A 22,976-nucleotide genomic window follows, 5' to 3' on the forward strand; every position below is an offset into this window, starting at 1 on the left:
AGACGTGAAATATTGCATTGGAGTTGGCAACCGAAATGACTGCTTGTCATAGGAACCTGGTAGTCCAAACAGAAAGTCGCGAGCCGATTAAATATCAATGTGACATTACTGGGCGGATTGTTTAGGATGGCGCCAAATAGGTCAATACCTTGACGGAAAAGTAATTTGCTGAATTAAACAACAAATTATTGACGCCAAATTTATCACACACAGTTAAGTACTCCAGCTATCGAATCGGCATAGGTAATGAGGCCGGTCTCCATGATGGATACCCCGAACGGTAATACACGGAGAGTCTTTTATGAGCAGCGTTGCGGTCGTCAAAAGCATTGTCGGTCAAGTGTTCGCGGTATCCCCGGAAGGGATTCGTCGCCTGCTTGTAGAAGGGGATCGCCTGCTCTCGGGTGAGCAAGTCGATACCGGCGCATCGGGCGCTGTCTCCCTGGAACTGGCCGACGGCCGCACCATTGACCTGGGGCGTGACACTCAGTGGAGCGCAAACGCTCCTGATTCGGTCACCGACCTCAGCGCCGCCACTGCCCAAGCCGCACCGTCCGTTGCCGAACTGCAGCAAGCCATCGCCGCCGGCGCCGACCCGACCCAAGACCTCGAAGCCACCGCCGCCGGCCCGACCTCCGCAGGCGCAGACGGCGCCGCGGGCGGCGGCCACAGCTTTATCGTGCTGGAAGCCACCGCAGGCGTGGTTGACCCGACCATCGGCTATCCGACGAACGGTCTGAACGCCGCCAGCGCCACCACCGCCCTCGATACCGGTGCCACCAACAATGGTGTCGACCCGCGTAACGTCACGATCACCCTGACCGCCACGCCGACCATCACCGAAGCCGGTGGCGTCGTCGTTTACACCGTATTCATCACCCAGGCACCGACCAGCGACCTGACCGTCACCCTGTCCAACGGCCTCTCCGTGGTGATCGCCGCCGGCCAGACCTCGGGCGCGCTGAACGTCACCTTCGCCGGTAACGACACGCCTTACCTGGACGCCTCGTCGATCTCGGCCACCATCGCCGGCACTTCCGGCGGCGGCAACCTGATCATCACCACCGACCCGGCGCCGGCTGTTACGCAGATCACCGACACCATCGACACCACCACCGTCACCCTGACCGCGACCGCCTCGGTGAATGAAGGCGGCCAGATCGTCTACACCGCTACCGTAACCAACGCGGCGCAGACCGACGTGGTGATCAAGCTGTCGAACGACAAGACCATCACCATCGAAGCCGGTAAAACCACTGGTACGGTCACGGTCGACACACCTGCCAACCTGGCCGACGGCAAAGACCTCACTGTCAGCGCCACCATCACCAGCGCGACCGGCGGTAACTACGAGAACCTTGCGATCAATCCGCAGGCGGCCACTTCGACGGTCGTTGCCGTGGATGATCCGAGCGTATTGAAGCCCGATACCAACACGATTGCCGAAGATACCCTCGCCACTGGCAACGTGCTGAGCAACGACAGCGACATCGACAACGTGTTGACCGTGGCCACCTTCCAGGTGGGCGGCAATACCTATAACGCCGGTCAAACCGCCAATATCGAAGGCGTGGGCAGCATCACGATTGGCACGGATGGCGCGTACACCTTTACGCCGATCAAGGATTACAACGGTGAGGTGCCAACGATTGGCTACACCACCAACACCGGGTCCAGCAGCACGCTGAATGTGACGGTGACGCCGGTTAACGATGCCCCAGTGATTCAAGTAACGGGCAACACCCTGGTCGAAAACACCGCGGTCGCCGGCAGTGTGGCGGGCACTTTTGTTGCCAACGATGCAGAAACGCCAGCTGACCAGCTGAAAATCGCGTTCACCGGCGACAGCAACAAAGATGGCTACTACGCCATCGACGGCAACAACGTGGTCCTGACCCAGAAGGGTGCAGACTTCGTTAACGCCGGCAACCAGCTGCCGCAGATCGGCCTGACCGTTACCGATGCTGACAACGTCAGCACCACCGCTACCGGCCAACCAACCGTCACCCTGCAAAACGATGTGCCGGTGATTGAAGTCACGGCCAACACCATTGTTGAAGACACCGCGACAGCGGGCACCGTCGCCGGTACCTTCACCGCAACCGACGAAGAGACGCCGCGTGATGGCTTGACCATCTCCTTCACTGGCAACAGCAACGTCGACGGTTACTACGCTATCTCCGGCAACAACGTTGTGCTGACCCAGAAAGGCGCGGACTTCGTTAACGCTGGCAACCAATTGCCGAAGATCGACCTGACGGTTACCGACCCTCAGGGCGCGAACTCCACAGGTTCCGACCAACCGACCGTCACCCTGCACAACGATGTGCCGGTGATTGAAGTGGTCGCCAACACCCTGGAAGAAAACTCTGCCACTGCGGGCACCGTCGCCGGTACCTTCACCGCGACCGACGAAGAAACCCCACGTGATGGCTTGACCATCTCCTTCACCGGCAACAGCAACGCCGACGGCTACTACAGCATCGTTGGCAACAACGTCGTGCTGACTCAGAAAGGCGCGGACTTCGTTAACGCCGGTAACCAGCTGCCAAAAATCGACCTGACCGTCACCGACCCAGAAGGCCTGAACTCCAGCAACAACGCTCAGCCAGTGGTTAACCTGCACAACGACGTGCCGGTGATTGAAGTCGTTGCCAACACCCTGGAAGAGAACTCCGCCACTGCGGGCACCGTCGCCGGTACCTTCACCGCGACCGACGAAGAGACCCCGCGTGATGGCTTGACCATCTCCTTCACCGGCAACAGCAACGCCGACGGCTACTACACCATCGTTGGCAACGACGTCGTCCTGACCCAAAAAGGCGCCGACTTCGTTAACGCTGGCAACCAGCTGCCAAAAATCGACCTGACCGTCACCGACCCTGAAGGCCTGAACTCCAGCAACAGCGCTCAGCCGACCGTCAACCTGCACAACGATGTACCGGTGATTGAAGTCGTTGCCAACACCCTTGAAGAAAACTCTGCCACTGCGGGCACCGTCGCCGGTACGTTCACCGCGACCGACGAAGAGACGCCGCGTGATGGCTTGACCATCTCCTTCACTGGCAACAGCAACGCCGACGGCTACTACGCTATCTCCGGCAACAACGTTGTGCTGACCCAGAAAGGCGCGGACTTCGTTAACGCTGGCAATCAATTGCCGAAGATCGACCTGACGGTTACCGACCCTCAGGGCGCGAACTCCACGGGTTCCGACCAACCGACTGTCACCCTGCACAACGATGTGCCAGTGATTGAAGTCGTTGCCAACACCCTGGAAGAAAACTCTGCCACTGCGGGCACTGTCGCCGGTACCTTCACTGCAACCGACGAAGAAACCCCACGCGATGGCCTGACCATCTCCTTCACTGGCAACAGCAACGCCGATGGCTACTACAGCATCGTGGGCAACAACGTTGTGCTGACCCAAAAAGGCGCCGACTTCGTTAACGCTGGCAACCAACTGCCGAAGATCGACCTGACTGTCACCGACCCAGAAGGCCTGAACTCCAGCAACAGCGCTCAGCCGACCGTCAACCTGCACAACGATGTGCCGGTGATCGAAGTGGTCGCCAACACCCTGGAAGAAAACTCCGCCACAGCGGGCACCGTGGCCGGTACCTTCACCGCCACCGACGAAGAGACGCCGCGTGATGGCCTGACCATCTCCTTCACTGGCAACAGCAACGCCGACGGTTACTACAGCATCGTTGGCAACAACGTTGTGCTGACTCAGAAAGGCGCCGACTTCGTCAATGCCGGCAACCAACTGCCAAAAATCGACCTGACCGTCACCGACCCAGAAGGCCTGAACTCCAGCAACAGTGCTCAGCCGACCGTCAATCTGCACAACGATGTGCCAGTGATTGAAGTCGTTGCCAACACCCTGGAAGAGAACTCCGCCACTGCGGGCACCGTGGCCGGTACGTTCACTGCGACCGACGAAGAAACGCCGCGTGATGGCCTGACCATCTCCTTCACTGGCAACAGCAACGCCGACGGCTACTACAGCATCGTGGGCAACGACGTCGTCCTGACCCAAAAAGGCGCGGACTTCGTTAACGCCGGCAACCAGTTGCCAAAAATCGACCTGACCGTCACCGATCCAGAAGGCCTGAACTCCAGCAACAGCGCTCAGCCGACCGTCAACCTGCACAACGATGTGCCAGTGATTGAAGTCGTCGCCAACACCCTGGAAGAAAACTCCGCTACCGCGGGCACCGTGGCCGGTACCTTCACCGCGACCGACGAAGAAACCCCACGCGATGGCCTGACCATCTCCTTCACCGGCAACAGCAACGTCGACGGTTACTACAGCATCGTTGGCAACAACGTTGTGCTGACCCAGAAAGGCGCGGACTTCGTTAACGCCGGTAACCAGCTGCCGAAGATCGACCTGACTGTCACCGATCCAGAAGGCCTGAACTCCAGCAACAGCGCTCAGCCGACCGTCAACCTGCACAACGACGTGCCGGTGATTGAAGTCGTTGCCAACACCCTGGAAGAAAACTCTGCCACTGCGGGCACCGTGGCCGGTACGTTCACTGCGACCGACGAAGAGACGCCGCGTGATGGTTTGACCATCTCCTTCACCGGCACCAGCAACGCTGATGGCTACTACGCTATCTCCGGCAACAACATTGTGCTTACCCAGAAGGGCGCGGACTTTGTTAATGCTGGCAACCAGCTGCCGAAGATCGACCTGACCGTCACCGACCCAGCGGGCGCTTCCTCGAATGGCGAAGGCCAACCGACCGTTAACCTGCATAACGATGTGCCGGTAATCGAGGTTGCTCCTGCCACCATCGAAGAGAACTCGGCTACTGCGGGTACTGTCGCCGGTACGTTCACTGCGACCGACGAAGAGACGCCGCGTGATGGTTTGACCATCTCCTTCACGGGCAACAGCAACGCCGACGGCTACTACAGCATCGTAGGCAACGACGTTGTGCTGACTCAGAAAGGCGCGGACTTCGTTAACGCCGGCAACCAGTTGCCAAAAATCGACCTGACTGTCACCGACCCAGAAGGCCTGAACTCCAGCAACAGCGCTCAGCCGACCGTCACCCTGCACAACGATGTGCCAGTGATTGAAGTCGTTGCTAATACCCTGGAAGAAAACTCCGCCACTGCGGGCACCGTCGCCGGTACCTTCACTGCGACCGACGAAGAAACCCCGCGTGATGGCTTGACCATCTCCTTCACTGGCAACAGCAACGCCGACGGCTACTACAGCATCGTAGGCAACGACGTTGTGCTGACTCAGAAAGGCGCCGACTTCGTTAACGCCGGCAACCAACTGCCAAAAATCGACCTGACCGTCACCGACCCTGAAGGCCTGAACTCCAGCAACAGCGCTCAGCCGACCGTCAACCTGCACAACGATGTGCCAGTGATTGAAGTCGTTGCCAACACCCTGGAAGAAAACTCCGCCACTGCGGGCACCGTGGCCGGTACCTTCACCGCCACCGACGAAGAAACCCCACGCGATGGCCTGACCATCTCCTTCACTGGCAACAGCAACGCCGACGGCTACTACACCATCGTAGGCAACGACGTTGTGCTGACCCAGAAGGGCGCGGACTTCGTTAACGCCGGCAACCAACTGCCAAAAATCGACCTGACCGTCACCGACCCTCAGGGCGCGAACTCCACGGGTTCCGACCAACCGAGCGTCAACCTGCACAACGATGTACCGGTCATCGAAATTGCGGCCAGTACCATTGTTGAGGACACCGCCAGCGCAGGCACCGTCGCCGGTACGTTCACCGCAACCGACGAAGAAACCCCGCGTGATGGCCTGACCATCTCCTTCACTGGCAACAGCAACGCCGACGGCTACTACAGCATCGTTGGCAACAACGTTGTGCTGACCCAAAAGGGCGCCGACTTCGTTAACGCCGGCAACCAGCTGCCAAAAATCGACCTGACCGTCACCGACCCAGAAGGCCTCCACTCCAACGGCACCGGCCAGCCGACGGTGACCCTGGTCGACGACACCCCAACCGCCATCGACAACCATATCGAAGGCAACGAAGACACCCCGATCGAACTGACCTGGTCGACTTTCGGTGTCCAGGATGAAGACTCCACCAACCCAGGCGTGGTGTTCACCAGCCTGCCGGCCGGTTCCATCGAATACAAAGTCGACGGTGAGTGGGTCAAGCTCACCACCGCCGACCTGAAAAGCGACACTTCGTCGGGCAAGGTCTTCACCCAGGCTGATTTCGACGGCCACAACGTGCGCTACAGCCCGGCAGAGAACGAATCCGGCGACAACAGCTTCGGCGGCACCGGCGTGGGCAACAAGCAAGGTGACTACACCGAGCTGAAGTTCCAGGCCACCGACGGCAACTCCTACAGCGACACCAAAACCATCACCGTGGATATTCACCCGGTGACGGATGTGCCGATCTTGAACATCGGCCAGGTACCCACCGGCCTGACCATTCAGACCTGGACCGGCAGCAACCTGCCGGGCGCGTTGGGCACCAATGGTCAAGGCGTGACCGACTCCAACACCCTGATCAAGGTCATCAACGGCCAGACCGCTGACAGCGCCGCGTCCACTGGCGTGACCAGCAACGTGAGCAACGGCAATGTGGCCGAAGGCACCGCGACCAAAGTGTCCGGCCTGGTCTACCTGGAAGCCGGCAAGAGCTACACCTTCACGGGTACGGCCGACGACAGTCTGGCAATCACCGTGGGCGGCAAGCTGGTCGCTTCCGAGACCTGGAGCCAAGGCAGCGGGATCAACGGGTCGTCGTACACGCCGACCGAGTCGGGCTACTACACCCTCGACGTCTACCACTACAACCAGAACGGCCCGGGCAACTACGACGTCAACGTGTCGATCAACAACGGCCCGTCGACGTCGCTGGGCAACAGCGGCCTGCAGACCTACACCAGTGCAGCCGCGCTGGAAGCCGCCGGCATGGTGCTGGGCGACAGCCACGTGGTGAATGGCGAAGGCTATTACACCGGCAACGTCTACAACCACGGCCTGGAAGACACCGCGATCAAGCTCGCGCCGATCACCGCCACGTTTGTCGACAACGACGGCTCGGAATCCCACAAGGTGGAAATCAGCGGCTTGCCGGAAGGCACCGTGATCACCGACGGCACCACTGGCCACAGTATCATTTCGACCGGCGCAAACACGCTGTACGACGTGAGCACCTGGAACCTGAGCACCCTGACGGTTACACCGTTCAAGGACTCGACGGCCAGCTTCGACCTGACCGTGAAAGCCACGGCCAAAGAGCTGAGCACCGGCGTTGAAGAAGTCACCACCGGCAAAATCAGCGTTGTGGTCACGGCGGTCAACGACGCGCCAGTACTGGGCAACGATTCGACCAACGCGTTCGGCGACACCTACATCGAAGGCAAGCCAGGCGGCTATGTCGCGGCGCACCTGACCATCACCGACGTCGACAACAGCACCCTGCAAAGCGCCAAGGTCACGCTGGTCAACCACCTGACCGACGACGTGCTGATCGCGGATGTCAGCAACACCAAAATCACCGTCAGCTACGACAAGACCACCGGCGTGCTGACCCTGTCCGGTGAAGCCACCAAGGCTGAATACCAGGAAGTCCTGCGCTCGGTGCACTTCGCCAGCGAAAGCGAAGACCCAAGCCCGGCCAACCGCAACCTGACCATCACCGTGAACGACGGCCAGGCGGATTCGGCACCGGCGACCTCCGTGATCTACGTGGTTCCGGTCAACGACGCGCCGGTGATCGGCTTCGACAGCAGCAAATTTGTCGAGCAAAAAGGCGCAGTGGCCCTGGTTGAAAACCTGAGCATCACCGACGTCGACAACAAGACCTTCAGCAAAGTGGTGGTCACCGTTGATCACCTGGTGTCCGGCGACCTGCTCAGCAGCGCCGACGTGCTCAAGGCCCTCGCGGTTGCCGGTATCACCATCACCGAAAGCGGCAGCGCCGCCGATGGCAAGATCGTCTACACCCTGACCAGCAGCTCGCCGGCTGGCAGCAGCGCCGCCGACTTCATCAAGCTGGTTGAAGCGATCACCTTCCAGGCCCCGGGCAACAACCCGGCCGGCACTGATCGCACTGTGTCCATCGCTGTCACCGATAACGGTGGCGGCAACCTCGACCGTGAGCCACCAGAAACCAGCACCGCCACGGGCAAGGTCACCGTCGAGCTGTTCAACGACGCACCGACTGCAACCGCCACCTCGGCAGGCGCGGACGAAGACCACGCGGCCACGATCGTACTCAGCGGCGCCGATGTGGACGGTACCGTTGCCAACTTCGTCATTACCGCCTTGCCGGAAAACGGCAAGCTGTACAGCGACGCCAGCCTGACCACCGAACTGAAGGTCGGTGATTCGGTGCCTGCGGGCGCTGACGGCAAGGCGTCGGTCTACTTCTCCCCAACCGCCGACTGGAGTGGCAGCACCTCGCTGACCTTCACGGCGGTCGACAATGCCGGTAAAGCCAGCGATGTCACCACTGCTCCAGTGACCATCGCGCCGGTCACCGACACCCCGCACCTGGGCCTGCTCGGTGGCGGCGTTGTCAGCGCGATCAACTTCGACAGCGCGAACCTCAACGGTTCGTGGGGCACGGTTGCCGTTGGCGATGCCAACAACGCAGCCGGCACCGCACCGACCACCCAGTGGTTGACCGGCAACAGCGACGGCAAAGTCGAAATCGGCCAGAGCAGCATCTACGGCGTCGAGACCCCGGGCAACAGCCAGGTCATCGAGCTTGAGAAAAACGCTGGCGACGACTCCAGCCTGTACACCATCATCAAGGCTGAAAGCGGTACCGCGTACTCCATCTCGGTCGACTACTCGCCGCGTGCCGGCGCCGAGAACAACTCGGTCATCGATGTGTTCTGGGGTGGCGTCAAAGTCGGCACCCTGGACACCACCGTCGTTGGCATGAAGACCTACACCTTCGTGGTGCCGGTGACTGTCGACGGTGACGCCAAACTCGAATTCAAGGCCCCGGCCGGCCAAGCCAACAACTCCCTTGGCGGCGTGATGGACAACATCAGCGTCACCCAGGTGCTGAACACCGGCCTGGAAGACCACGCGATCAAGTTGTCCGCAATTGACGCCTACGCCACCGACAAGGATGGCTCCGAGACGCTCAAGCTGGAAATCAGCGGCATTCCGCAAGGCGCGACCATCTCCGATGGCGCGGGCCACACCTTTACCGCGTCGGCCGGCAACCAAAGCGTCGACATCAGCGACTGGAGCAAGGCCACACTGGTCTACAACCCGGTGCCAAACGCCTACGGTCTGGTGAACCTGACCGTGACCGCCACCGCGCAGGATGGTGATGCTGCGCCTAAGTCCGAGTCGATCACGCTGCCGATCAATGTGATTTCGGTCAACGACCTGCCCGTCATCGAAGTGGTCGCCAATGACCTGGTGGAAGGCCAGGTGGCTGAAGGCACCGTTGCCGGTACCTTCACCGTCAGCGATGTTGAAACCCCGGTTGCCCAGCTGAAGGTCACCTTCACTGGCGACAGCAACAAAGATGGCTACTACACCCTCGTTGGCAATGCCGTGGTACTGACCCTGGCGGGCGCGAACTTCGTCAACGCCGGTAACAAGCTGCCTGCGATTGACCTGACCGTGACCGATGCCGATAAAGGCAGCTCGCACGATGCGGCTACACCGGATGTGACGTTGGTCAACGACGTGCCGGTGATTGAAGTTGTTGCCAATACTCTGGAAGAGAACTCGGCTACTGCGGGCACCGTCGCCGGTACGTTCACTGCGACCGACGAAGAGACGCCGCGTGATGGTTTGACCATCTCCTTCACGGGCAACAGCAACGCCGATGGCTACTACGCTATCTCCGGCAACAACGTGGTCCTGACCCAGAAAGGTGCTGACTTCGTTAACGCCGGCAACCAGTTGCCGAAGATCGACCTGACTGTTACCGATCCATCGGGCGCGCATTCGAATGGCGAAGGCCAACCGACCGTTAACCTGCATAACGATGTGCCGGTAATCGAGGTTGCTCCTGCCACCATCGAAGAGAACTCGGCTACTGCGGGTACTGTCGCCGGTACGTTCACTGCGACCGACGAAGAGACGCCGCGTGATGGTTTGACCATCTCCTTCACGGGCAACAGCAACGCCGATGGCTACTACGCTATCTCCGGCAACAACGTTGTGCTGACCCAGAAGGGCGCGGACTTCGTTAACGCTGGCAACCAGCTGCCGAAGATCGACCTGACCGTCACCGATCCAGCCGGCGCTTCCTCGAATGGTGAAGGCCAGCCGACCGTTAACCTGCATAACGATGTGCCGGTAATCGAGGTTGCTCCTGCCACCATCGAAGAGAACTCGGCCACTGCGGGTACCGTCGCCGGTACCTTCACCGCGACTGACGAAGAGACGCCGCGTGATGGTTTGACCATCTCCTTCACCGGCACCAGCAACGCTGATGGCTACTACGCTATCTCCGGTAACAACGTCGTGCTGACCCAAAAAGGCGCTGACTTCGTTAACGCTGGCAACCAGTTGCCGAAGATTGATCTGACCGTCACCGACCCAGCGGGCGCTTCCTCGAATGGCGAAGGCCAGCCGACCGTCAATCTGCACAACGATGTGCCGGTCATCGAGGTTGCTCCTGCCACCATCGAAGAGAACTCCGCCACTGCGGGCACCGTCGCCGGTACGTTCACTGCGACCGACGAAGAGACGCCGCGTGATGGTTTGACTATCTCCTTCACTGGCAACAGCAACGTCGATGGCTACTACAGCATCGTTGGCAACAACGTGGTCCTGACCCAGAAGGGAGCGGACTTCGTTAACGCTGGCAACCAGCTGCCGAAGATTGATCTGACCGTCACCGACCCAGCGGGCGCTTCCTCGAATGGCGAAGGCCAACCGACCGTTAACCTGCACAACGATGTGCCGGTGATCGAAGTTACTCCGGCCACTATCGAAGAGAACTCGGCTACTGCGGGTACCGTTGCTGGTACCTTCACCGCGACCGACGAAGAAACTCCACGTGATGGCTTGACTATCTCCTTCACCGGCACCAGCAACGCTGATGGCTACTACGCTATCTCCGGCAACAACGTGGTCCTGACCCAGAAGGGCGCGGACTTTGTTAACGCTGGCAACCAGTTGCCGAAGATCGACCTGACCGTCACCGATCCAGCGGGCGCTTTCTCGAATGGCGAAGGCCAGCCGACCGTCAATCTGCACAACGACGTGCCGGTGATCGAAGTTGCTCCGGCCACCATCGAAGAGAACTCCGCCACTGCGGGTACCGTCGCCGGTACCTTCACTGCGACCGACGAAGAAACTCCACGTGATGGTTTGACCATCTCCTTCACCGGCACCAGCAACGCTGATGGCTACTACGCTATCTCCGGCAACAACGTCGTGCTGACCCAGAAGGGCGCGGACTTTGTTAATGCTGGCAACCAGCTGCCGAAGATCGACCTGACCGTCACCGACCCAGCGGGCGCTTCCTCGAATGGCGAAGGCCAGCCGACTGTTAACCTGCATAACGATGTGCCGGTAATCGAGGTTGCTCCTGCCACCATCGAAGAGAACTCGGCTACTGCGGGCACCGTCGCCGGTACCTTCACTGCGACTGACGAAGAGACGCCGCGTGATGGTTTGACCATCTCCTTCACCGGCACCAGCAACGCTGATGGCTACTACGCTATCTCCGGCAACAACGTCGTGCTGACCCAGAAGGGCGCGGACTTCGTTAACGCTGGCAACCAGCTGCCGAAGATCGACCTGACCGTCACCGACCCAGCGGGCGCTTCCTCGAATGGCGAAGGCCAACCGACCGTTAACCTGCATAACGATGTGCCGGTAATCGAGGTTGCTCCTGCCACCATCGAAGAGAACTCCGCCACTGCAGGCACCGTCGCCGGTACCTTCACTGCGACCGACGAAGAAACTCCACGTGATGGCCTGACCATCTCCTTCACGGGCAACAGCAACGTCGACGGCTACTACAGCATTGTTGGCAACAACGTGGTCCTGACCCAGAAAGGTGCTGACTTTGTTAATGCTGGCAACCAGCTGCCGAAGATCGACCTGACCGTCACCGACCCAGCGGGCGCTTCCTCGAATGGCGAAGGCCAGCCGACCGTTAACCTGCACAACGATGTGCCGGTAATCGAGGTTGCTCCTGCCACCATCGAAGAGAACTCGGCTACTGCGGGCACCGTTGCCGGTACGTTCACTGCGACCGACGAAGAGACTCCGCGTGATGGTCTGACCATCTCCTTCACTGGCAACAGCAACGTCGATGGCTACTACAGCATCGTTGGCAACAACGTGGTCCTGACCCAGAAGGGAGCGGACTTCGTTAACGCTGGCAACCAGCTGCCGAAGATTGATCTGACCGTCACCGACCCAGCGGGCGCTTCCTCGAATGGCGAAGGCCAACCGACCGTTAACCTGCACAACGATGTGCCGGTAATCGAAGTTGCTCCGGCCACCATTGAAGAGAACTCGGCTACTGCGGGCACCGTCGCCGGTACGTTCACTGCGACCGACGAAGAGACTCCGCGTGATGGTTTGACCATCTCCTTCACTGGCAACAGCAACGTCGACGGCTACTACAGCATCGTTGGCAACAACGTGGTCCTGACCCAGAAAGGTGCTGACTTCGTTAATGCTGGCAACCAGCTGCCGAAGATTGACCTGACTGTTACCGATCCATCGGGCGCGCATTCGAATGGTGAAGGCCAGCCGACTGTTAACCTGCATAACGATGTGCCGGTGATCGAAGTTGCTCCGGCCACCATTGAAGAGAACTCCGCCACTGCGGGTACCGTCGCCGGTACCTTCACCGCGACCGACGAAGAGACGCCGCGTGATGGCCTGACCATCTCCTTCACTGGCACCAGCAACGTCGACGGCTACTACAGCATTGTTGGCAACAACGTTGTGCTGACCCAGAAGGGCGCGGACTTCGTTAATGCTGGCAACCAGCTGCCGAAGATTGACCTGACTGTTACCGACCCAGCGGGCGCTTCCTCGAATGGCGAAGGCCAGCCGACTGTTAACCTGCATAACGATGTGCCGGTGATCGAAGTTGCTCCGGCCACCATTGAAGAGAACTCCGCCACTGCGGGTACCGTCGCCGGTACCTTCACCGCGACTGACGAAGAAACCCCACGTGATGGCCTGACCATCTCCTTCACGGGCACCAGCAACGCTGATGGCTACTACGCTATCTCCGGCAACAACGTCGTGCTGACTCAGAAAGGCGCCGACTTCGTTAACGCCGGCAACCAGCTGCCGAAGATCGACCTGACCGTCACCGATCCAGCGGGCGCTTCCTCGAATGGCGAAGGCCAACCGACCGTTAACCTGCACAACGATGTGCCGGTAATCGAGGTTGCTCCTGCCACCATCGAAGAGAACTCGGCTACTGCGGGCACCGTCGCCGGTACCTTCACTGCGACCGACGAAGAGACTCCGCGTGATGGTCTGACCATCTCCTTCACTGGCAACAGCAACGTCGACGGCTACTACAGCATCGTTGGCAACAACGTGGTCCTGACCCAGAAAGGTGCTGACTTCGTTAACGCTGGCAACCAGTTGCCGAAGATTGATCTGACCGTTACCGACCCAGCGGGCGCTTCCTCGAATGGCGAAGGCCAACCGACTGTTAACCTGCACAACGACGTGCCGGTCATCGAGGTTGCTCCTGCCACCATCGAAGAGAACTCCGCCACTGCGGGCACCGTCGCCGGTACGTTCACTGCGACCGACGAAGAAACTCCACGTGATGGCCTGACCATCTCCTTCACCGGCACCAGCAACGCCGATGGCTACTACAGCATCTCCGGCAACAACGTTGTGCTGACCCAGAAGGGCGCGGACTTCGTCAACGCTGGCAACCAGCTGCCGAAGATCGACCTGACCGTCACCGATCCAGAAGGCCTGCACTCCAACGCAGCGGCCCAGCCGAACGTTAACTTGCACAACGACGTACCGGTCATCACCGTCGCAGCCAACACCCTGGAAGAGAACTCGGCCACTGCGGGCACCGTCGCCGGTACGTTCACGGCAACCGACGAAGAGACTCCACGTTCGGGTCTGACCATCACCTTCACGGGCACCAGCAACGCCGATGGCTACTACAGCATCTCCGGCAACAACGTTGTGCTGACCCAGAAAGGCGCTGACTTCGTTAACGCTGGCAACCAGCTGCCGAAGATCGACCTGACTGTTACCGATCCAGAAGGCCTGCACTCCAACGCAGCGGCCCAACCGAACGTTAACTTGCACAACGACGTACCGGTCATCACCGTCGCAGCCAACACCCTGGAAGAAAACTCGGCCACTGCAGGCACCGTCGCCGGTACCTTCACGGCAACCGACGAAGAGACTCCACGTGCTGGCCTGACCATCACCTTCACCGGCACCAGCAACGCCGATGGCTACTACAGCATCTCCGGCAATAACGTTGTGCTGACCCAGAAAGGTGCTGACTTCGTCAACGCCGGTAACCAGTTGCCGAAGATCGACCTAACCGTCACCGATCCAGAAGGCCTGCACTCCAACGCAGCGGCCCAGCCGAACGTTAACTTGCACAACGACGTACCGGTCATCACCGTCGCAGCCAACACCCTGGAAGAAAACTCGGCCACTGCGGGCACCGTCGCCGGTACCTTCACCGCGACCGACGAAGAGACCCCACGTGCTGGCTTGACCATCTCCTTCACCGGCACCAGCAACGCCGATGGCTACTACAGCATCTCCGGCAACAACGTTGTGCTGACCCAGAAAGGCGCTGACTTCGTTAACGCTGGCAACCAGCTGCCGAAGATCGACCTGACTGTTACCGATCCAGAAGGCCTGCACTCCAGCAACAACGCGCAGCCAGTGGTTAACTTGCACAACGACGTACCGGTCATCACCGTCGCAGCCAACACCCTGGAAGAGAACTCGGCCACTGCGGGCACCGTCGCCGGTACCTTCACGGCAACCGACGAAGAAACCCCACGTGCTGGCCTGACCATCACCTTCACCGGCACCAGCAACGCCGATGGCTACTACAGCATCTCCGGCAACAACGTTGTGCTGACCCAGAAAGGTGCGGACTTCGTCAACGCTGGCAACCAGTTGCCGAAGATCGACCTGACCGTCACCGATCCAGAAGGCCTGCACTCCAACGGAGCGGCCCAGCCGAACGTTAACTTGCACAACGACGTGCCGGTCATCACCGTCGCAGCCAACACCCTGGAAGAAAACTCGGCCACTGCGGGCACCGTTGCCGGTACCTTCACGGCCACCGACGAAGAGACTCCACGCTCGGGCCTGACCATCACCTTCACCGGCACCAGCAACGCCGATGGCTACTACAGCATCTCCGGCAACAACGTCGTGCTGACCCAGAAAGGCGCGGACTTCGTCAACGCCGGTAACCAGCTGCCGAAGATCGACCTGACCGTCACCGATCCAGAAGGCCTGCACTCCAACGCAGCGGCCCAGCCGAACGTTAACTTGCACAACGACGTACCGGTCATCACCGTCGCAGCCAACACCCTGGAAGAAAACTCCGCCACTGCAGGCACCGTCGCCGGTACCTTCACGGCAACCGACGAAGAGACTCCACGCTCGGGTCTGACCATCACCTTCACGGGCACCAGCAACGCGAGCGGCTACTACAGCATCTCCGGCAACAACGTTGTGCTGACCCAGAAAGGCGCGGACTTCGTCAACGCCGGCAACCAGTTGCCGAAAATCGACCTGACCGTCACCGATCCAGAGGGCCTGCACTCCAGCAACAACGCGCAGCCAGTGGTCAACCTGCACAACGACGTGCCAGTGATCGCCATCACGGCGACCACCATCGTTGAAGACACCGCTAAAGTCGGCACCGTGGCCGGTACGTTCTCCGCGAGCGACGAAGAAACTCCTGTTGCCCAGCTGAAGATCACCTTCACCACTGGCACCAACACCGACGGCTACTACAGCCTGTCCGGTAGCAACGTCGTGCTGACGCAGAAGGGCGCCGATTGGGTCAACGCCGGCAACCAATTGCCGAAGATCGACCTGACCGTGACCGACGCCGACAACGCCAGTTCCCACAGCACTGGCCAGCCGACGGTCACCCTGGTCGACGACACGCCAACCGCTACCAACGGCTACATCCAGAGCGACGAAGACACCCCGGTCGAACTGACCTGGGCGACCTTTGGCGTCAAGGATGAAGACTCGACGAACCCGAAAGTGGTGTTCACCAGCCTGCCTGCCGGTTCCATCGAGTACAAAGTCAACGGCGTGTGGGTTGCGCTCACCACCGCTGACCTCAAGACCGATACCTCGGCCGGCAAGTCGTTCAGCCAGGCTGACTTCGACAACCACAACGTGCGTTACAGCCCGGCGGCCAACGAGTCGGGTGACAACAGCTTCGGCGGCACCGGCGTGGGTAACAAGCAAGGTGATTACACCGAGCTGAAGTTCCAGGCCACCGACGGCAACACTTACAGCGACACCAAAACCATCACCGTGGACATCCACCCGGTGACGGACGTGCCTGTCGTCACGATCAATGCGTTCAACGCGGTACCAACCGGCTTGGTCATCCAGACCTGGACCGGCGGCAACCTGCCGAGCGCATTGGGCACCAACGGTAATGGCGTGGCCAAAACCGACGACCTGATCAAGGTCATCGACGCCAAAACCGCTGCCAGCGCCGCGTCCACTGGCGTGACCAGCAACGTGAGCAACAGCAACGTAGTGGAAGCCACCGCGACCAAGGTCTCTGGCCTGATCTACCTGGAAGCCGGCAAGAGCTACACCTTCACGGGTACAGCCGATGACAGCCTGGCTATCACCGTGGGCGGCAAGTTGGTTGCGACCGAGACCTGGAGCAAGGGCAGCGCGATTACCGGCACGGCTTACACGCCGACCGAGTCGGGCTACTACACCCTCGACATCTACCACTACAACCAGGCCGGCGCGGGCAACTACGACGTCAACGTGTCGATCAACAACGGCCCGTCGATGTCCCTGGGCAACAGCGGCGTGCAGACCTACACCAGCGTGGATGCGTTGAAAGCCGCCGGTGCGGTGCTCGGCGACAGCCACGTGGTCAATGGCGAAGGCTATTACACCGGCTACGTCTACAACCGTGGCCTGGAAGACACCGCGATCAAGGTCAGCCCGATCACCACGACGTTTGTCGACAATGACGGCTCGGAATCCCACAAGGTGGAAATCAGCGGTCTGCCCAAAGGCACCGTGATCACCGATGGCACCACTGGCAACAGCATCACCTCGACCGGCAGTACCACGCTGTACGACGTCAGCACCTGGAACCTGAAAACCCTGACGGTCACTCCGTTCAAGGATTCGACCGCCAGCTTCGACCTGACCGTGAAAGCGACCGCCAAAGAGTTGAGCACTGGGGTTGAAGCGGTAACGACCGGCAAAGTGAGCATTGTGATCACCGCGGTCAACGACGCGCCGACCCTGGACCTCAGCACTGCGGACGGTGCTGTCGCCACCGGCTACAACACGGCGTACACCGAACGTGCCGCCGCGGGTGTGGCGATCACTGGCGTCGTCGCTATCGGCGACGTCGACAGTACCCAGATGCAAAACGCGACCATCACCCTGAAAAACGCGAGTGCCGGCGATCAGCTCAGCTCGAGCCTGGTTTCGGTGGGCGGTACGTACAAAGGCATCACCCTGACCAGCGTCGGCACCGACGTCAGCGGCAAAATCGTGCTGACCCTCTCGGGCACCGCGGATTCGGCGACTTACAAGGCACTGCTGGAGTCGTTCCAATACTCCAGCACCAGCAAGTACCCGACCCTGGGCGATCGTACGGTCGAGATCTCGGTGACGGACAACGAAGGCGGCAACAGCCTGAGTTCGTTGGTCGCTACCAGCACCATTACCGTTCAGCCGCAGGTCTACACCCCGGTCACCGAAGGCGGCGCTGCTGCCGACACCATCGACCTGGGTTCGAGCTCGGCGAATAACGTTGTGGTCGGCGACAAGGGTGGTATCACCACTGCGGGCACCAACTACAACATCGCGTTCCTGGTCGACACCTCAGGCAGTATCGGCTCCTCGGCCATGAAGTCGATCAAGGACCAGCTCTCGGGCATCTTCGATACCTTGATTGCCAATGCCGGCAATAAAGACTCGGGCGTGGTGAAAGTGCTGCTGGTCGACTTCGACACCCGTGTCGAGTCGCAGGTCTCGGTCAACCTGGCCGACAAGACGGCTGCCAAGGCTGCGTTGCAGGCTGTGTTGAACCAGATGGTGTCCAATTCCAGCGACATGACCAACTACCAGGACGCGTTCAAAGCGGCCTCCGATTGGTTCAAGAGCAGCGACGCGACCAGCAACACCGGCGCGAAAAACCTCACGTACTTCATCACCGACGGTTCGCCGAACGTGTACACCGACGTGCAGGGCAACCCGAACCTGGGCACGACCAGCTTCTGGGGTTCGACCGTCTACTTTGACAGCGTTGTGAATAACTCCAATTACGTCCTGGGCCAGAGCAACGCGCTCTATACGACGATCAATGGCAGGTCGCAGATGATCGTCGACGGTAGCGGTAACGTTTACTCCTACGACAGCCGTGGCAGCCGCTACTTCGAGGGCACGGTCGTGGCCAACAGCAATGGCGGCTTCGACGTTGCGTCGGTCTACCAGAGCTCCAGCACCGCACTGGCGAACGCCAAGACCGCCTACAACGACTTGGTCAACGCGGTCTCCGGCAAAGTAGTGGTCGAGGCGATCGGCCTGGGTTCGGACATCGATAGCACCGTGCTCAAGCAGTTCGATACCGACAAAGTGGTTGCCAACATTGATACCGCGAAGCTGGCGGATGCCATCACCGGCCACACCGCCGATGCGGGTTCCGACAGCATTTCCGGTGGTTCGGGCAACGACATCCTGTTCGGCGACCTGATCAGCTACAAAGGCCAGGAAGGCAGTGCGGCACTCAAGGCGTTCGCCGCCGAGAAGCTGTCCACTACCGTCGACCAGATCGATGACCGCACCTTGCACCAGTACATCACTGAGCACGTGCAGGACGTGGGGGCGTTGGCCAACGCGTCGAACATCTACAACACCAATGATGGCAACGACAGCCTGATCGGTAATGCCGGCAACGACATCCTGTTCGGCCAGGGCGGCAACGACACCTTGAATGGCGGCGCAGGCAACGACATCCTGGTCGGCGGCAAGGGTAACGACATCCTCACCGGCGGCGCGGGTGCCGATACCTTCGTCTGGCTCAAAGGCGACACCAACACCAACGGCGGCTTTGATCAGATCAAGGACTTCAAGCACAGCGAAGGCGACAAGCTGGACCTGTCCGACTTGCTGCAAGGCAACAACGACACCAACTTGGCGAACTACCTGAAGTTGACCACCGACTCGGCGGGCAACTCGACGCTGAGCGTGAGCAGCACCGGTTCGTTCACCGCCAGCGGCGGCACGGCCGATGTGACGATCAAGGTCGATGGCGCGAACTGGGGCAGTGGCAGCACCGCGATCAACAACCTGATCGCCGGTGGCGACCTGACCGTCAAGCACCACGACTGATCACCACGGGGGCGTCAATCTTTCGGGATTGGCGCCCCCTTGGCATCGGCTGCGGGAAAAAGTGTGTAATCTCTGTGGGCGTCGTACGCGGCGCCTGCAGGGATTTTTTATTGGGAGAACGCTGATGTTCTACGTGCAACGCGATCAAAACAACGCTTTGGTGCGCGTCGAGGCGCAGGCCTACGCGGAAGCCACCGAGACGCTACCGGCGGATCACCATGAGATCCAGGCGTGGTTTGCCGGGGACGAGATCGAAAACAGCCTCAAGCAGCTCAAGAGCAGTGACCTTGAGATGATTCGAGTGCTGGATGACTTGATTCAGGTGCTGACGTCCAAAGGCGTGATTCGCATCACTGACTTGCCACCGGCGGCACAGGCCAAGTTCCTGGAACGGACCCAGGCACGGGCGGCGCTGGGCGGTTTGAGCGAGCTGATCAATGATGATGAAACCGGTTTGATCTGAACCGGGCACACCTCCTTCACGGTATCAGCGTCAAGGAGGCATGAGGCTTCAACGTTTTACTTCCAGGGCGCCGGTTCACCGACCAGTTGGCCTTGCACCCCTTCCACGCCCATCTCGCGGATCACCCGCAATTCACCCTCGGTTTCCACGCGCTCGGCAATCAACGGCAAATCAATGCTGTGGGCGGCCCGCTGGATCGCTTCGATAAAGATCCGTTTGTGGTTCTCCTGATCAATGGCGCGGATGTAGCTGCCGTCGATTTTCAGGTAGGCCAGGCCCAGGTGCGCCAGGTTGCCGATCATGCTGAAGCGCCCGCCGAAACGCTGCAGGCCAAGGCTGTAGCCGAGGTTGCGCATGCGCCGGATCATCAACTCCAGCTGGGTTTGCTCGGGCACTTGTTCTTCGCCGATCTCCAGGATCAGGCGCGGCCCCAGGGTCGGGTGCTGGGCCAGGCGTTCGAAGATGCGTTCCAGGGCCTGCGGGTCGTTCAGGGTTGCGGCCGAGAGGTTCAGGGCCACCGACTGGTTGTGCTGGGCCAGTTGCTTGATCACCAGGTCGAGCATCACTTGGTCCAGGCGCGCGGTCCAGCCAAAGCGCTCCAGCCACGGCAGGAAGTGGCCGGCGGCGATGGTCTGGTCCTGGTTGTCCAGCAAACGCGACAACACCTTGTAGTGCAGCACCCGCTGGGTATCGGCGCTGCTCACCACTGGCTGGAAGAACAGGCGGAAACGTCCTTGCTTGAGGGCATCGTCAAGCAGGGTATGCCAGCTGTGCGGGTCATCGCTGACGGTGCCGGCGGTGTGGTGTTCGAGGCAGACCCAGCTCTGGCCGCTGTTGGCTTCGGCTTGAGTGAGGGCCTGGTCGGCCAGCATCAACAGGTCGGCCGAGGCGTCGCCGGCGTTGTAGGGGGCCAGGCCGATGTAGGCCACGGTCTGCATGTCGGTAGCGCCGGTTTCGTGCAGGCTTTGCAGGGTGGTTTCCAGTTCCTGGGCCAGTTGCAGGGCTTCGTCACGCACCAGGCCCGGTGCGAGTACCGCGAACTCACCGCCACGGCTGCGGGTGATCAGGTTGTGGGTCTCCGGGTACTTGGCGCAGGTGCGCACCAGTAGCTGGCTGACGGCTTGCAGCAGTTGGTCGGTGCGTTGCCCGCCGAAGCGCTGGTTGAGGCCGGCGAGGTCGTTGACCCGCAGGATCAGCAGGTAGCCCGAGCTGTGCTCCTCCAGGTTGCTGACCCGGGAGTTGAGTTGCATCTCGAAATAGCGTCGGTTGGCCAGCCCGGTCAGGCTGTCCTGGTAGGACTCCACCCGCAGCTTCTCGCTGCGCTCGGTCTGTTCGTGGAACAGTGCCTTGAGCTTCTCCACCATCTGGTTCATCGCCTGCACCACACGGCGCAGTTCCGGGGTGCGCGGCAGGTCGGGCAGGCTGAGGAACTCGCGGCGGGCGATGGCGTGGGATTGTTCGACCATGTAGTCCAACGGCTTGAGTTGGCGACGCAGCAGCAATGCGCCGAGGATCGCGCTCGCCGCACCACAGAGCAGCAGCCAACCCAGGCTGCCCAAGGCGCTCTGCCACAGTTTGGCGAGGGCGAACATCGGGTGGCTGACCACCTCCACGCGCGCCGCCTGCTGCCAGCCGCGGCTGACGATGGCATCACCGCCGGCTGGCGCAAGGCCGATCATCTTCACGAACCAGGCGGGTACACCGCTGGCGTCGGGCTCGGCGGCGCGTTCCACCAGCACCTGGTCGTTGCTCAGGTCGATCACACGGATGCTGGCGTAGTAGCCACTGTCAAAGATCGAGCTGACCATCAGCTCGGTCATCGCCGGGTCATCGATGTTTGGCGTCAGCGACAGCGCCAGCGCGGTGGCCGCGTCCTGGGCGTGGGAACGCAACTGGTTGACGTACTGCGAGCGCGAGCTTTCCAGGCTGACCACGAAGCTACCGCTGAAGGCGACCACGAGAAACACACAGATAGCGATCAGCAATTGTTTGAACAGTGACATCGTAGCTCCTGTTAATTATCCGAACTGGCCGGAAACCCTTCGGCGGTCATTTTCTTCAAGACATCCTGCCAACGCGAGAGGCGCTTGGTGTCACCGACTTTTTTGTTGCCCGCAGCACCCGTCAGCCACAGCCCTTCACCGTTGAACGCGTAGACGGGCAACAAGTCCGTACGCTGGCTGGCGGGCAGGATCGGGTCCATCAGGCTGTCCAGTACCAGCGGCATCGCGTTGGGGCTGGCGTAGTAGGTCAGCACCATGTGCGCGCGGTTCTGGCGCAAGGCCTTAACGTAGGTGATCCGCAGCTTTTCCGCCGGTATACCGAGGTTACGCAGGCTGAAGTATTTGGCGATGGCATAGTCTTCACAGTCACCGGCACCTTTCCACAGGGATTGAATGGGCGTCGCCCAGTAATCAATCTCGTGCCACAGGTCGATGTCTTCCTCGTAGTGCAACTGGCGGTTGAAGAACAAGTTGACCACTTTGAGTTGCTCAAGCTCGCCGATCTGCTTTTGCGTCGAGAGTAATTGTTGCCAGGCATCGATGCGTTGACGCCCGGCACCCAATGGGCCGTAAAGCGACTCGGCGCGGCGGCTGATCTGGCTGAAATCCCAATCGGCAAGCAAATTGCCCAGCAGGCCGCCACCCAGCAGCAGGGTGATGGCAAGGCCGTAGAGAAACCGAGGGAATTTAAAGCGTATCGCCACTGCGAATATCCAAGCTTGCAGCATTGAAGGTGCGGCAATGGTGCGGTGCTGGCGGGTAAAAAACAATGGCACGGTGGAATCACGGGGCTGAATTTACGCGAACCAGGCGTCAGTAAAGTGACTATTTTCCGCTCATCTGAAAGGCTTGCGCGAATATCATCAAAATAATGACACTTGCCGAGCGCTGTCACAAAATGTCTCAACGAAAGCGCCTACAAAAAGACTGCGGTGAGCCCCTTTGTTTTCTTGCC

4 protein-coding genes are annotated in these 22,976 nt (G+C 60.3%); 2 read left to right on the top strand and 2 right to left on the bottom strand.

Translation table 11 applies throughout. The features are described 5' to 3' along the window. Nucleotides 1-301: 301 nt before the first annotated feature. Together AC3ISR_RS01480 and AC3ISR_RS01485 are read left to right on the top strand one after the other, a co-directional pair. Complete coding sequence (locus AC3ISR_RS01480) at nt 302-19,555, top strand: retention module-containing protein (protein WP_489324558.1); 19,254 nt, start codon at nt 302-304, stop codon at nt 19,553-19,555. A 124-nt stretch (nt 19,556-19,679) separates the two neighbouring features. Further along, nucleotides 19,680-20,018 carry a tryptophan synthase subunit beta gene (locus AC3ISR_RS01485; RefSeq protein ID WP_305391891.1) on the top strand — a complete coding sequence of 113 codons (339 nt, stop codon included), beginning with the start codon at nt 19,680-19,682 and terminating at the stop codon, nt 20,016-20,018. Nucleotides 20,019-20,074: 56 nt separating this feature from the next. Here AC3ISR_RS01485 and lapD read toward each other — a convergent pair whose 3' ends face one another. Together lapD and lapG are read right to left on the bottom strand one after the other, a co-directional pair. Then, a complete protein-coding gene (gene lapD, locus AC3ISR_RS01490) occupies nt 20,075-22,021 on the bottom strand; it encodes a cyclic di-GMP receptor LapD (protein ID WP_192298426.1) in 1,947 nt (648 codons plus the stop codon). An 11-nt stretch (nt 22,022-22,032) separates the two neighbouring features. Next, nucleotides 22,033-22,749 carry a cysteine protease LapG gene (gene lapG, locus AC3ISR_RS01495; protein ID WP_192298599.1) on the bottom strand — a complete coding sequence of 239 codons (717 nt, stop codon included), beginning with the start codon at nt 22,747-22,749 and terminating at the stop codon, nt 22,033-22,035. Nucleotides 22,750-22,976: the final 227 nt, after the last annotated feature.

Source organism: Pseudomonas sp. GL_117, from assembly GCF_057835125.1.

Bases quoted from the DNA above. Each gene is read 5' to 3' on its own strand.
- AC3ISR_RS01480 (WP_489324558.1), top strand. From the start codon at position 302: ATGAGCAGCGTTGCGGTCGTCAAAAGCATTGTCGGTCAAGTGTTCGCG.
- AC3ISR_RS01485 (WP_305391891.1), top strand. From the start codon at position 19,680: ATGTTCTACGTGCAACGCGATCAAAACAACGCTTTGGTGCGCGTCGAG.
- lapD (WP_192298426.1), bottom strand. From the start codon at position 22,021: ATGTCACTGTTCAAACAATTGCTGATCGCTATCTGTGTGTTTCTCGTG.
- lapG (WP_192298599.1), bottom strand. From the start codon at position 22,749: ATGCTGCAAGCTTGGATATTCGCAGTGGCGATACGCTTTAAATTCCCT.